Here is a 13,095-nt window from a genome sequence, read left to right as displayed (position 1 = left end):
CCCCGATGGCATTGCTCTTCGGCACATCCGAATCTCGTTATGGGAGGAACAGAAGATGAAACAACGAACGTTGATGGTGGTTGTCCTGGTACTGCTCGGCCTGCTGAGCCTTGCCTGTCTGGCCGGTGCGGCGGAACGGCTTGCGCTTAAGGAGGAGATCAAGCTTCACCCCGCTCCGGATTCCAAAGACCCCTATACCCTGTTTTATGACATCCGGGTGAAATCACCCGGTGTTATCCGTATGGGGGTTGATCCGTTTAGCGTCTCTCCGGATAAGGATATCCCCCATCGGCTGGTTGGGATCGGCCTTCTGCGCAAGGGGGAGACGAAGGTCATCAAGCAGGAGATCGGCGGCAAGGAGGGCGGAAAGCTGGAGTACAGCATCGATGCGCTGGAACTGGAGCGGACGCGGGGAGAGTACCGGGTCATCGTCTCCAACTTTTCCCGCAAGCACACCCTGCTGGCCAAACTCGTTGTGCTCTATCCCGGTGCAGAGGAGACGGGAGCGGCGTCCGACTCGCACAGGAGCGATCTCTCCGTTGGGGAGATCATGGTCAATGAGCAGGGCTTTCTGGCGGTTGAACTGAAAAATGTCGGCGACGCCCCCCTGCCCCGCTCGGTCTGGTCGAAGGATCCGGACGCAGCCATGCTCAGGCTGGAAATAGATGGCAAAAAGTGGGGAGCCTCGACCATCTGGAGAATCGATCCGCGGCATGCCCTGGACAGGCCCGGTGGCCGCGTTATCCACACTGTCCACTACAGAGTGACCAGGCCGGTGAAGGTGCGAGCGCAGATCGACGGAATGGGGCAGATTCGCGAGAAGGACGAACGCAACAACATCAAGGTCATGATGCTGCACCCGCGCCAGCCGTAGCCCGGTTGCCGACAGTGGCTGCACCGGAAAAGCCGCATCCCCCGGGGTGCGGCTTTTCTCATGACCGGGGCGGCGTTTTTTCGCCGGAGTTTCCCGGGCGCGGCAACGGCTTGCGGTTGAAATGGCGCCGATTGCGGCTACAATGGGGAGGCGTCACGGTAACGAAATCCGGGCGGTCTGTTTGAGAAACGTCATTTCATATCAGGAGGATGATCAGATGATCGATGGGGCGAAGCTGCTGGGGGGGCTGCTGAATGGTTCCCTGAACTCAACCCTGGGCGGCATGACCAAGGGCAGGCTGCCCGGAAAGGCCGCCCTGGGCATGGGCATCCTGGGGGTGGCCATTGCCGCTTTCGAACACTTCAGCAGCCAGAACAGGGATGCCTCGCCCCCCGCCACGGGGAGGAGCGGTTCCGGTTCTTCGCCACCCCCTCCGCCCCCCTTTGGCGGGAGTTCGCCGTCCCCGCCTCCCGGGAGCGTACCCCCGCCCTTGGTCGGAACCGATCCGGTCCTGCTGCTGCGGGCCATGATCAGTGCCGCCCATGCCGACGGCTCGCTGGACGACGCCGAGCGGCGGCGCATCACCGCTCACCTGGAGCGGGCACGGCTGAGCGGGGAGGAACGTTCCTTTCTGGCCAGCGAGCTGGAGACGCCCCGTCCCCTGGCCGATATCGTTGCCGCGGTCACAACCCCTGCCGATGCCGAACAGGTGTTCGCCGTCTCTCTGCTGGCGGTGGAGGTGGACAGCCAGGCGGAGCGGGCCTACCTGGAGCAGTTGCGCCAGGCCCTGGGGATCGAGCCCCTGAAGGCGGTGGAAATCGCCCGCAGCATCGGGTGCTGAACTGCTCCGTCAGCGGTCTGGCTGTTTCCGCTGCCCCTCTCCGGGGGGGCGGCGGATGGACATAAGGAAAAAATGAAGGAGACACGACAATGACCCAGTGGTTTCTGATCTACGACGGACGGCAGGAAGGGCCCTACGATATCCAGCAGGCCCGCCAGCGGGTACGTGCGGATTCCGGTGGCCATGCCTGGCGCGAGGGGTATGCCGATTGGGTACCCATTTCCCGGGTAGCCGAACTGATGGAACAGACGGGTGGCGTTCCGGCGCCACCCTCGGGCCGGCGCGCTTCCGACGACATCGACTACAGGATCGTCGGTTCGGAGATGCAGTTCGTGGAGATCGAACTGGACCCGGGGGAGAGCGTGATCGCCGAGGCGGGCGCCATGATGTACAAGGATGCCAGCATCACCATGGAGGCCATCTTCGGCGACGGCTCCAGCCAGGGGGGCGGCTTCACGGACAAGCTGTTCAGCGCCGGCAAGCGGATCCTGACCGGCGAGAGCCTGTTCATGACCCTTTTTACCCAGAGCGGCCAGGGCAAGGCCCGCGCCGCCTTTGCCGCCCCCTATCCGGGCAACATCATCCCGGCCACCTTGGCGAGCCTGGGAGGCACCCTGATCTGTCAGAAGGACTGCTTCCTCTGCGCCGCCCGTGGTGTCTCCGTCGGCATCTTCTTCCAGCGCCGCATCATGACCGGCCTGTTCGGCGGCGAGGGTTTTATCATGCAGAAGCTGGAGGGGGACGGGCTGGCCTTCCTCCATGCCGGGGGAACGATCGTGGAGCGGGTGCTCTCGGCGGGGGAAACCCTGCACGTGGATACCGGCTGCCTGGTTGCCATGGAGCCGACCGTCAGCTTCGACATCCAGCAGGCAGGCAACATCAAGACTGCACTGTTCGGCGGCGAGGGACTGTTCTTTGCCCGGCTGACCGGGCCGGGCCGGGTCTGGCTCCAGTCGCTCCCCTTCTCGCGCCTGGCTGGCCGCATGCTCCAGGCCTCTCCCCAGCGGGGCGGCGGCAAGGATGAGGGGTCGCTGCTCGGCTCGCTGGGGACGCTGATCGGCGGGGATCGCTGAGTTTGTCTCTGTCCGGCGTCCCGTTGCGAGGCTGAACGACGGATGGCGTACGGCCCGTTTTGGCGTTAGGTCCGCGCCGGCGGGCCATCCCGATTGAACCAGACCAGGGGGCTGGAAAGGGTTTGTGCCGAGCCTCCAAGGAGTTGACCATGTTCAGGAAAATGCTTGTCTGTACCGATCTCTCCCCTGCATCGGACGCGCTGATCAAGTGCGTGGAGGAGTTGCGCAACGTCGGCATGGAAGAGGTCGTCCTCACCCACGTCAGGTTTATGTCCACTGCGCCCGGCGTCGAAGAGATCCTTTCCGAAGAGAGTTCACCCGCCCTGCAGGGGCAGCGCTCCTACCTGGAGGAACGGGGGATGCGGGTCTCCGTGGAGATGCCCTGCGGCCTCCCCTCCCAGGGCATCGTGGATGTGGCGGAGAAGCACGACGTCTCGGCCATCCTGATCGGTTCCCACGGCAAGGGCATCCTTCAGTCTGCGGCCCTGGGCAGTGTCTCCGCGCAGTTGCTCCACCAGATGCGCCGCCCCGTTCTCTTGGCCCGTATCGCCCTTTTGGAAGGGGGGGAGTGCGAATCGGTCTGCTCCAGGATGTTCCGCCGCCTGCTCTTCCCCACCGATTTTTCCGAGACCGCCGAGCGGGCGATGGAGTACCTGGGCAGGATAATCAAGGGTACCCGCTGTTCCGTGACCGTCATGCATGTGCGGGAGCAGGGGGGGGCTGATCAGCAGGACTCCGAGGAGGATGTGCGCTTCCTGCTGGAGGCCAAGGCGAGGCGTCTGCGAATGCAGGGGGCAACGGAGGTGATCCCCCTGCTGGTTCATGGTTCGCCGGCCGGGGAGATTGTCGAGCGCGCCGCACGCGGCGGCTTCTCCCTGATCGTCATGGGCGGACAGGGCAAGGGGATCATTGAGGAGCTCTTCCTTGGGAGCGTTGCCAACCAGGTGGCGCGCCGCGCGGAGACCCCGGTGTTGTTCATTCCGGCGCTCCGGTGATGCCAACGGGTTGACATCCCGCCTGTTTTCGTCGTTGCCTCTTCGAGGCGAACCGAAGGCAACTGCGACAGCCGGATTCAGGGGGATGGGCCTGGTGGCCATCTTGTAGTACATGCATGGAACAGATGTTACACATGGTTGTTGACAACTGTTCCATGCTGGACACCGGGCATCACTGGAGTCTCCGGTATCTGTTGGCTGTTTCTGGGTGATTGTCGCTATTGTCTTTTTGCGCACGGATCTTGCTGTGCGAGAGGCTGTATTTCACTCAGTTCAGCGTGGGGGGCAGCCATGGCTCGATTTCGTTTTCAGCAACTCGTAGATACCCACAAGATCCAGACCCTCATGGAGTCGTACAACAGGGTGACCGGACTGCTTTCTGCCATTCTGGATACCGATGAGCGGGTGCTGGTTGCCGCCGGTTGGCAGGACATATGTGTACGTTTTCATCGCCAACACCCGGTAACCCTTGCCCGCTGCAAGGAAAGCGAAGCCTTTATCAAGTCTCAGTTGCTGCGTTACGAAGGGAGATTTTTCGAGTATCGCTGCAGGAACGGCTTGCGGGACATGGCCATGCCGATCGTGTTTGACGGTGAACACCTGGCGACGTTTTTCTTCGGTCAGTGTTTTTACGAAGATGACAATCCCGATCCCGAGTTCTTTCGACAGCAGGCTCGGGAATTCGGTTTTGATGAAGAGAAATACATTGCAGCGCTGGAGTCGGTTCCGGTCTATTCCCGGGAGCAGATGCGCAATGCCCTGGAACTCTATTCGAACCTGATGAATATTATTTCCGAAATGGGAACCAAGAAACTCGTGCTTGTACAGGAGATCGAGGCGCGGGAGAGGGTCAGTCGGGTCATGCTGGAGTCCAGGACCTATACCGACCGGGTTCTTTCCGCGATTCTGTCCGAGGGATACGACGAAGTCTGAGCTTCGCTCCTGGAACCTTTTCCCCTTCTGTTCTCTCTCTTTCATTCAAAGCGCGATTCGCCCTAATCACCTTCCCACATAATTTGCTTCCACATTGAACAGTTCATATCTTCCTGTCTGGTTTCATCGACCTGTATATATCGTAAAACCTGTAAAGAGAACGGGCGTGCGGTTTTTACTCTTTTTACGGCGTGGAGTTGCTTTTGTGGAGCTCGTAGACCAATGTTCTGTTTAGTTATAGTTATCCAAGTATCTTGAATTGTTTTGTTGTTTTGGTTTTATCTTGTTCGTTTCCTTGTTTGGCATGTTGGTTGCGAATCGCGTTTATAAAACATTCCACTACAAGGAGACGGAAAACATGAAACTGGACGGAAAAGTAGCAATCATTACCGGAGCAGGCAGGGGGATCGGCAGGGCGATCGCATTACGCCTTGGCGCGGATGGTGCGGCAATGGTCGTCAGCGATGTGAATGGTGACAACGCGACAAAAGTCGCCGAGGAAATCAAGGCCCGGGGGGGCAAGGCCATGGCGCTGCGCACCGACGTCACCAGTGAGGCTGATGTGAAAGATCTGATTGATACGGCTGTTCGCCAACATGGCAGGCTGGACATCATGGTTGCCAATGCCGGTATCGCCAATATCAAGATGAGTATCGAGATGACTGGCGCAGAGTGGGACCAGATCATGGCGGTGAATACCAAGGGGGCATTCCTCTGCGACACCATGGCCGCGCGCCAGATGATCAAACAGGGGCACAGCGAAACACCCGGTTCGGGGGGGAAGATCATTAACTGCGCCAGTATCGCGGCCCATTCCGGCTTCTCGATCCTCGCCGCCTACAGCGCCTCAAAGTTTGCCGTCAGGGGCTTCACTCAGGCCCTGGCAAAGGAGCTGGGACCGTACAAGATCAACGTCAACGCCTACTGCCCGGGGATCGTGGGGACGGACATGTGGACGCTTATCGACGAGAAGATGGGCCCCTATCTGGGCATGCAGAAGGGTGAGGTGCTCAAGGAGTACACCAAGCTGATCACCGCGGGTCGGGTCAGTGTGCCGGAAGATGTGGCCTGTTTCGTCTCCTACCTGGCCTCCAGCGATGCAGACTACATGACCGGCCAGTCGGTCATGATCGATGGCGGCATCATCATGAACTGATCCATACCAACGGTCGGGGATGGGGGTGAGCGTGTCGCCCCCCTACAATCTCATCCCCATCCCGACTTCCCCCTTGAAGTGGAGTGGGGAACACCTTGTCCCTGTGAGCGCTGCCGTATGCCGTCGGCGTGCATGTTGCAGTCATGAAGGCAGCATGTTTCGGATCACTTTTCCAGGGGGATGGGATGTTCGAACAAGAGCGGAGCAGACATAGGGAAACCGTATGCCAACTGGCGTGCGGACAGCACCAGGGAATCGTCAACCACAGCTTGCGACATGACGTACAGCCCCACATTTTGAGATCGTGGGAACGCTGCCTGACAAGATACAACCTCGACCCGTCCCAGCTGGAGAAACCGATTCGGGTGGGGGACAAGGCTCTGGCCGACTACCGGGAACCGCTTGAGGATTTCCTGTTCTTCGCCCAGTCCGGCATGCGGAAACTGTACCGAATGCTCTCCTCTGTCGGGTACGTGCTCCTGCTGTGCAACGCTGAAGGGGTGACCATCGATTATGTGGGGGATCCCAAGGATGAACGGGAGCATCGCCGAGCAGGGCTGTGTCCCGGAACGGTCTGGCAGGAATCGCTGGCAGGCACCTGTGGTGTTGGCACCTGTCTCGAGGAGCGCCGGGCCGTCACCATCCACCGGAATGAGCATTTTTTCTCCCCCTTCATCGGTCTGAGCTGCAGCGCGGCGCCACTCTACCATCCTGACGGCACCTTGCTGGGAGCCCTGGATGCCTCACTGCTCCATTCCCCCGAATCCAAGGATTCCCAGGCGGTTGCTCTCCTGCTGGTCAATTCCCACGCCCGCCTGATAGAGAACGCCTATTTTGTCAGAAAGTGCCGGGATCACTGGATGATCCGCTTTAACAAGATGCAGGCTTTCGTCGAGGTCACAACGGAGCAGATCATCGCCGTGAACGCGGACGGTTGTATCGTTGCCGCGAATTTCAACGCCATCAGCGAACTGGGCAGGCAGGGGGGCGGCACCCCCGTCAATCGACAGCTGAGCGATATCTTTGAGCTGCGCATCGAGGAGCTGGTCGATAACGCCCTCAACAGGACACAGATGGTCTTTGCCATCCGTGCCGTTGCCACCGGAATCCAGTACTTCGCGCTCTTTTCCGCGCCGGGAGCCAGAACCGTGCAGCCGGCCAGGCAGCACGGCAACAGTGACAGGGCGGCTCAGCCAAAGAACAGGCCACGTGCCCGTCTGGGGCTGAACCAACTGGCGGGTGCCGATCCGCAGATGAGGCGCAACGCCACCCGCGCCCTGCGGGTGATGAACAGGGGGATTCCCATTTTGCTGACCGGTGAGACCGGCACCGGCAAGGAGGTCTTTGCGCGGGCAATTCATGAGTCCAGTGATCGGGCCGCAAAGCCGTTCATCGCGCTGAACTGCGCATCCATCCCCGAATCCCTGATCGAAAGCGAGCTTTTCGGTTACCGGCAGGGGGCCTTTACCGGTGCCCATATCAAGGGGATGCGCGGCAAAATCCTGCAGGCCGACGGCGGTACGCTCTTTCTTGACGAAATCGGTGATATGCCCCTGAGCCTGCAAACCAGGCTGCTGCGTGTTCTGGCTGAAAAAGAGGTTTTGCCGCTGGGAAGCGAAAGCCCGGTCCGGGTCGATCTTAACGTTATCTGCGCGACCCTGCGCAACCTGGAGGAACTGGTACGTGACGGGAGGTTCAGGGAGGATCTGTACTACCGGCTGAACGGAATCACCATAACTCTGCCGCCGCTGCGGGAACGGGAGGACAGGGACATGCTGATCAGAAACGTGCTGTTGGCGGAACGCCAAAGCGGTGATGCCCGGATCAGCCAGGAAGCCTTCGATGCTCTTACGCGTCATTCCTGGCCGGGGAATATCCGTGAGCTGCACAACCTGATACGATGTGCTCTGGCGGTGAGCGAAAACGGCATCATCACTCTGGATGACCTGCCGCCGGTGAAAAACGGGGGCAAGGCGGTATCGTTTCTCCCCGCTGCTTCATCGCCGCGGAGTGCTGCCGCTCCACTGGACGAATACGGCATTATGCTGGATATGCTGGCCAGGTACGAATGGAACCTCTCACGGGTTTCACGAGAACTGGGCATCAGCCGGCCAACGCTCTACAAGAAGATGAAATGCTACGCCATTGTTCCGCCGCACCCGTTTGAAAGAAAGAAGAAAAATTGAATTCTGCACGTTCTTGCAGTAGGCTCCTGTGGCGGAAGTTTCCTTGAAAGGCAAAAGGGAACCAGGCCCCCGCCAGAGGGTTGACGGCCATCGCTAATTCAGTATATGGTTCCCACTGTTCCTGACTGCTCCCCATGGAAAAACCGCGGGGACTGTGCCTGAAGGCACGGGGCAGAAATGCCCCCGATCCGCCTTGGCTCTGTTCGGCCGCTGGAAGACGGAATCGCCGGCTGTTACGAAGGGGAAGGGGGATCTCCCCATGAAAGCTGGACTCATCCATGCCACAGAACCAGATTGGCCCGAATCCTGAAAGCCGCATCCTGATCGTTGATGACGAGGGGACGTCCCTGCTGATTCTGGAGAACTACCTCCAGCACCATGGGCATGTGGCGATCTGCGCCGCCAACGGTCGTGAGGCACTCGCCCTGCTGAAAAAGCAGCCGGTTGACCTGGTCATATCCGATCTGGTCATGCCGGGAATGGGCGGGATCGAGTTCATGGATCTGGCCAAGGAACGGCACCCGGGACTCCCTTTTATCTTCTATACGGCACTGGGGAGCATCGAGAGCGCGGTCTCGGCCATCAAGCAGGGCGCCTTCGACTATCTGGAAAAGCCGCTGGACCCCAAGACCTTCGACGTGGTCATCCAGCGCGCCCTGGAGTTTGCCCGCCTCTCCCACGAGAACGTTCAACTGCGCGAGCATTTCGCCGAGTTGTTCAGTTTCCAGAACATCGTGACCCAATCTCCTGCCATGCGCACGGTCCTGGAGTTGGCCTCCCGGGTGGCCGCGTCCCCCCGGACCACCGTCAGCCTGACCGGCGAGAGCGGCACCGGCAAGGAGGTGCTGGCCCGGGCGATCCATTTTGCCTCCGGCTGCCTGCCGAGCAATTTCGTGGCGGTCAACTGCGCCGCCATCCCCGAGGCGCTTCTGGAGAGCGAGTTGTTCGGCCATGTGCGCGGCGCGTTCACCGGGGCGGAACGTGACCGTGAGGGGAAGTTCAGCCTGGCCCGGGGGGGAACCGTCCTTCTGGACGAGATCGGCGACATGCCGCTTCCGCTCCAGGCCAAGCTGCTGCGGGTACTGGAGGAGCGGACCTTCGAGAAGGTGGGGGACAACCGCCCGCAGCCGGTAGATTTCCGGGTTATCGTTGCCACCTATCGCGACCTAGCCCAGCTGGTACGCAAGGGCAGATTCCGCGAAGACCTGTACCATCGCATCAACGTTGTTCCCATCGCGATCCCCCCCCTCAGGGAGCGGCTGGAGGACATCCCGCTTTTGGTGGACTTCTTCCTGAAGCTCTTCCGCCAGCACCAGGGGAAGGCGCTTCCGGGGGTCTCGAAGAAAGCCATGGACCTGCTCATCGCCCACTCCTGGCCGGGCAATGTGCGCGAGCTGCGCAACGTGCTGGAATATGCCGCCATCATGGTCAGCGACGAGCTGATCCGGCCCGAACACCTGCGCCTCTCCTCCTCTTCGCCGTCAGCCTCTGCTCTCCCGTCCTCCAGCGGCACCGTTGAATTCCACATCAGTCTCCCCGCCGAAGATGTTTCCCTGGATGCCGTCGTCTCCCGGGTCCTGGAAAGCGCCCTCCAGCGTTGCCACGGCAACAAGTCCCGGGCCGCGGCCCTGCTCAAGGTCAACCGCAAGATGTTCTATCGCTGATCCCCTGTCCGTCCTTTCTGGAAACACCCTTGTCCTTTGTAGGGACAGGAACGTCCGTTCTCCCTGTATAACTCATTGAAAATAAAGAAAAGAATATTCTGGTACCATTCCTGAAACAGTACGTGTCATAGCGATTCGTCACGGCTTATTGTGTCCTTTTGGCGGACAGGGATGGAGGTGGGGCGATGTCCCAGACGGAAGTGGAACGTTGTATCGGCAGGATCGTAACCGATGGGGAGTTCAGGGAGAAGGCGACCCGCTCCCTCGGAACCGCCTGCTACGATGAGGGCTTTGTCCTCTCCCCACGGGAACTGGCGCTGCTGGAACACCTCGATTTCCAGTGTTTCGCCGCCGTGGCGGAACTGCTGGATGACGCGCTCCGGCGCAGGTGATGGGAAAATGGTCATGGACGGTAAGGTGGCCGGACAAAAAAAGGAGGTCAGGCAATGTCAACATTACTGAATATGAAGATCGGAGCCCGGCTCGGGTTTGGTTTCGGTTTCGTGCTGCTGCTGCTGGTCGCCATGGGAGGGATCAGCATCAGGAACATGGGCGCCATCAATCGCGGGGTGGAACAGATCGTGACGGTGGATTACGCCAAGATCAACCTGGCCAATGATATCAACGCGAGGGTTGTCACTCTCCTCGAAAATTTCGCGTTGATGCAGTTGAAGGACCAGACCGGAAAGATTGAGGTGAAACGGGATATCGACACACTCCGTTCCGAATACCGTGGTCTGATGGAGAAGCTGGAGAAGCTGGAGACGACCGCCGAAGGGAAAGGGCTGATTGCCGCGGCCAAGGTTGCGCTGGCAAACGGCACAACCGCCAACAATCGGGTGATAGAACTGAGCCTTGCCAACAGTGCGGCCGAAGCCCTTTCGGTGTACAACAACGAGGCGTATCCCCTGAACCGGAAGATCAAGGCCGCCTTCAACGACATCGTCAAGTACCAGGAAGGGGTGATGGAGGTCAGTCATGGTGAGGCGACAAGGGTGTTCGGGAGTACCCGCCTGATCAACGTCGTCCTTGTCGTCGTGGCGCTGCTGGTCGGCATCCTGACCAGTTATCTGATCACCCTCAGCATCACCCGCCCCCTGGCCGAGGGGATCAGGATCGCCGATGCCCTTGCCGACGGCAACCTGACCATCCAGGTCTCCTCCACGGGTAGGGACGAGACCGGCCTGCTCATAGAGCACCTGGGGCACATGGTGCACAACCTGCGCGACATGATCTCCCGCACCGTGGACATCTCGTCAGGTATCGCCGCCGCCTCCAACCAGCTGCATTCCACCGCCACCCAGATCGCCACCGGTGCGGAGGAAGTGTCCTGCCAGGCCAATACCGTGGCCACCGCCAGCGAGGAGATGTCGGCAACCAGCAGCGACATCGCCCGGAACTGCTCCATGGCCGCCGATGCCTCCCGCCAGACCAGCGAATCGGCCAATTCCGGCGCCCAGGTGGTCAACGAGACCATCACCGGCATGAACGTGATCGCCGACCGCGTGCGTGAAACCTCCAAAACCATCGAGGCCCTGGGCACCCGCTCGGACCAGATCGGGGAGATCATCGGCACCATCGAGGATATCGCCGACCAGACCAACCTGCTGGCGCTGAACGCGGCCATCGAGGCGGCCCGTGCCGGGGAACAGGGCCGCGGCTTCGCCGTGGTCGCCGATGAGGTGCGGGCACTGGCGGAGCGGACCACCAAGGCCACCCGGGAGATCGGGGAAATGATCAAGGCCATCCAGAGGGAAACCCAGGAAGCGGTCACTGCCATGGACGAGGGGGTGCGCGAAGTGGAAAAGGGAGCGGAATCGTCGCAGAAATCGGGTCGGGCCCTGGAGGAAATCCTGGAGCGGATCAACGAAGTCAGCATGCAGGTCAACCAGATCGCCACGGCGGCCGAAGAACAGACCGCGACCACCGGAGAGGTGACCAGCAACATCCAGCAGATCAACGAGGTCGTCCACAGCACGGCCCAGGGAGCCGAGGAAACCGCCAAGGCTGCCGCCCAGTTGGCCGGTCAGGCCGAAGAGTTGCAGGGTCTCGTCAGCCGCTTCCGGCTGTCCTAGGAGGAGCGTCGCCATGAGCAACCTGCCATCGGTTGTAGGGGAGAGGAGTGGTGCCTCCCGGGAGCTGATCCAGCTGGTCAGCTTCGAACTGGGGGGTGAGGAGTACGGGGTTGACGTGATGAAGGTACGGGAAATCATCCGCATGCCCCAGATCACCAGCATGCCCAATACGCCCGGGTACGTGGACGGTATCATCAACCTGCGGGGTGCGGTGCTGCCGATCATCTCCCTGCGCCGGCGCTTCGGCATGTGCGACGGCGAGGCCGACCACCGCAGGCGGATCCTGGTCATGGAGGTGGGAGAGGGAACCACCGGATTCGTGGTTGACGCGGTTGCCGAGGTGCTGCGCGTCGCGGCGGCCGATATCCAGCCCCCCCCGGCCGTATCCCAGGGAGCCATGGCCCAGGAGTGCATCAACGGCGTAATCAACCACGCCGAGCGGTTGCTGATCGTGCTGGACCTGGACAGGCTGTTCGGCGGGGAGGAGACGCTGCTGCTGGAGAGTTTCTGACGGATGTCCGCGTCGAAGGCTGGGTGTGGCTGCAGCCATGATGAACCATGAAAAAAGATCAGGGCGGCCATCTGGCCGCCCTGATCTGTAACCTGGTGATGGCGTACCCTTCGCATTATTCGAACGCCGTTGTCTCCCCGGATGCCAGCCTGTTGCGCAGGCTGGCCCACTCCCCCTTGGGCTTCTGGGTGTAGCACAGGTCCATGCGGCTGGCCATCATGATCACCTTGTGGCGCTCGGGCCGCTCACCCCGGTCCAGCATGGCGGCCAGTTCCCCGCCCCGCCTGAAGAAATCAGCAACGCTCCCCTTGGTGATACTCAGCTTCATCCCCCTGGTTTCCGCGTACTCCCCCTGGTCTTCGGCGGGGGGCATCTGGCTGGCGCCCTGGCCGGTGGGTGGGTCGCTGGGCCTGGGCAGGTCGTTCCACTCCAGGTCGAAACGCTGCTCCAGCTCCTCGAAGGAGGTGAAGCCTCTTGCCTCCTCCGTCCCCATGCGGTACTCCCTCAACCCGCCGTCGCTGTATTCCAGCCCCAGCACCCGCCCGTTGTCCTGTGGGCACATGTCCTGGTTGACGTAGGCGAGATGGTAGCGGAGAACCGTGCCGCTATCGCCGGTCCAGACTTCGCGCCTGATCACGCCGTTCCCCTGATTCCAGGGGACCATGAAAATATCGTCCGCAATCTTTATCCTGTTGGCCATGATCGGTGTCTCCTGTTTGCTAGAAATCAATATGTATCTATGGCTTGTTTGCTCTCCGCCTGCCGTGGGCAATGGGCCCTGGCCGCG

12 protein-coding genes are annotated in these 13,095 nt (G+C 60.8%); 11 read left to right on the top strand and 1 reads right to left on the bottom strand.

Annotation, left to right across the window (positions count from 1 at the left end; translation table 11 throughout):
• The first annotated feature begins 55 nt into the window (after window positions 1-55).
• The 11 genes from PPRO_RS15485 to PPRO_RS15435 all read left to right on the top strand — a co-directional run bounded on the left by PPRO_RS15485 (window position 56) and on the right by PPRO_RS15435 (window position 12,308).
• Complete coding sequence (locus PPRO_RS15485; RefSeq protein WP_011736941.1) at window positions 56-874, top strand: hypothetical protein; 819 nt, start codon at window positions 56-58, stop codon at window positions 872-874.
• 217 nt (window positions 875-1,091) lie between these two features.
• Window positions 1,092-1,715, top strand: coding sequence for a tellurite resistance TerB family protein (locus PPRO_RS19745; protein ID WP_011736940.1), 624 nt, complete (start codon window positions 1,092-1,094; stop codon window positions 1,713-1,715).
• Window positions 1,716-1,804: 89 nt separating this feature from the next.
• Window positions 1,805-2,788 (top strand): TIGR00266 family protein, encoded by a 984-nt coding sequence (locus PPRO_RS15475; RefSeq protein ID WP_011736939.1) that lies wholly within the window; start codon window positions 1,805-1,807, stop codon window positions 2,786-2,788.
• Window positions 2,789-2,937: 149 nt separating this feature from the next.
• Window positions 2,938-3,783, top strand: coding sequence for a universal stress protein (locus tag PPRO_RS15470; protein WP_041532370.1), 846 nt, complete (start codon window positions 2,938-2,940; stop codon window positions 3,781-3,783).
• A gap of 291 nt (window positions 3,784-4,074) precedes the next feature.
• Window positions 4,075-4,716 (top strand): PocR ligand-binding domain-containing protein, encoded by a 642-nt coding sequence (locus PPRO_RS15465; protein WP_011736937.1) that lies wholly within the window; start codon window positions 4,075-4,077, stop codon window positions 4,714-4,716.
• A gap of 358 nt (window positions 4,717-5,074) precedes the next feature.
• On the top strand, window positions 5,075-5,872 hold the full coding sequence (locus PPRO_RS15460; protein WP_041532369.1) for a glucose 1-dehydrogenase: 798 nt from the start codon (window positions 5,075-5,077) through the stop codon (window positions 5,870-5,872).
• A 185-nt stretch (window positions 5,873-6,057) separates the two neighbouring features.
• Complete coding sequence (locus tag PPRO_RS21700) at window positions 6,058-8,058, top strand: sigma-54-dependent Fis family transcriptional regulator (protein WP_011736935.1); 2,001 nt, start codon at window positions 6,058-6,060, stop codon at window positions 8,056-8,058.
• A gap of 278 nt (window positions 8,059-8,336) precedes the next feature.
• Window positions 8,337-9,722, top strand: a complete 1,386-nt coding sequence (locus PPRO_RS15450; RefSeq protein ID WP_011736934.1) for a sigma-54-dependent transcriptional regulator — start codon at window positions 8,337-8,339, stop codon at window positions 9,720-9,722.
• Between the two features lie 185 nt (window positions 9,723-9,907).
• Window positions 9,908-10,114 (top strand): Franean1_4349 family RiPP, encoded by a 207-nt coding sequence (locus tag PPRO_RS15445; RefSeq protein ID WP_041532368.1) that lies wholly within the window; start codon window positions 9,908-9,910, stop codon window positions 10,112-10,114.
• 54 nt (window positions 10,115-10,168) lie between these two features.
• The gene (locus PPRO_RS15440; protein WP_011736933.1) at window positions 10,169-11,797 is read left to right on the top strand and encodes a methyl-accepting chemotaxis protein; all 1,629 of its coding nucleotides are present in this window, start codon (window positions 10,169-10,171) and stop codon (window positions 11,795-11,797) included.
• A 13-nt stretch (window positions 11,798-11,810) separates the two neighbouring features.
• Complete coding sequence (locus PPRO_RS15435; protein WP_011736932.1) at window positions 11,811-12,308, top strand: chemotaxis protein CheW; 498 nt, start codon at window positions 11,811-11,813, stop codon at window positions 12,306-12,308.
• Between the two features lie 115 nt (window positions 12,309-12,423).
• On the opposite strand, the gene PPRO_RS19740 is transcribed toward PPRO_RS15435, so the two are convergent.
• Window positions 12,424-13,008: a hypothetical protein gene (locus tag PPRO_RS19740; RefSeq protein ID WP_011736931.1), complete on the bottom strand. Its 585-nt coding sequence runs from the start codon at window positions 13,006-13,008 to the stop codon at window positions 12,424-12,426.
• Window positions 13,009-13,095: the final 87 nt, after the last annotated feature.

Source organism: Pelobacter propionicus DSM 2379 (assembly GCF_000015045.1).
In the GTDB taxonomy this organism is placed as follows: domain Bacteria; phylum Desulfobacterota; class Desulfuromonadia; order Geobacterales; family Pseudopelobacteraceae; genus Pseudopelobacter; species Pseudopelobacter propionicus.
The sequence above is the reverse complement of the archived record's forward strand: the minus strand, read 5'-3'. Positions and strand labels throughout refer to the sequence as shown.

Excerpts from the sequence above, each read along its gene's own strand:
- PPRO_RS15465 (WP_011736937.1), top strand. The coding sequence starts at position 4,075 with ATGGCTCGATTTCGTTTTCAGCAACTCGTAGATACCCACAAGATCCAG.
- PPRO_RS15460 (WP_041532369.1), top strand. The coding sequence starts at position 5,075 with ATGAAACTGGACGGAAAAGTAGCAATCATTACCGGAGCAGGCAGGGGG.
- PPRO_RS19740 (WP_011736931.1), bottom strand. The coding sequence starts at position 13,008 with ATGGCCAACAGGATAAAGATTGCGGACGATATTTTCATGGTCCCCTGG.
- PPRO_RS21700 (WP_011736935.1), top strand. The coding sequence starts at position 6,058 with ATGTTCGAACAAGAGCGGAGCAGACATAGGGAAACCGTATGCCAACTG.
- PPRO_RS15475 (WP_011736939.1), top strand. The coding sequence starts at position 1,805 with ATGACCCAGTGGTTTCTGATCTACGACGGACGGCAGGAAGGGCCCTAC.
- PPRO_RS15470 (WP_041532370.1), top strand. The coding sequence starts at position 2,938 with ATGTTCAGGAAAATGCTTGTCTGTACCGATCTCTCCCCTGCATCGGAC.
- PPRO_RS15445 (WP_041532368.1), top strand. The coding sequence starts at position 9,908 with ATGTCCCAGACGGAAGTGGAACGTTGTATCGGCAGGATCGTAACCGAT.
- PPRO_RS15485 (WP_011736941.1), top strand. The coding sequence starts at position 56 with ATGAAACAACGAACGTTGATGGTGGTTGTCCTGGTACTGCTCGGCCTG.
- PPRO_RS15435 (WP_011736932.1), top strand. The coding sequence starts at position 11,811 with ATGAGCAACCTGCCATCGGTTGTAGGGGAGAGGAGTGGTGCCTCCCGG.
- PPRO_RS19745 (WP_011736940.1), top strand. The coding sequence starts at position 1,092 with ATGATCGATGGGGCGAAGCTGCTGGGGGGGCTGCTGAATGGTTCCCTG.
- PPRO_RS15450 (WP_011736934.1), top strand. The coding sequence starts at position 8,337 with ATGCCACAGAACCAGATTGGCCCGAATCCTGAAAGCCGCATCCTGATC.
- PPRO_RS15440 (WP_011736933.1), top strand. The coding sequence starts at position 10,169 with ATGTCAACATTACTGAATATGAAGATCGGAGCCCGGCTCGGGTTTGGT.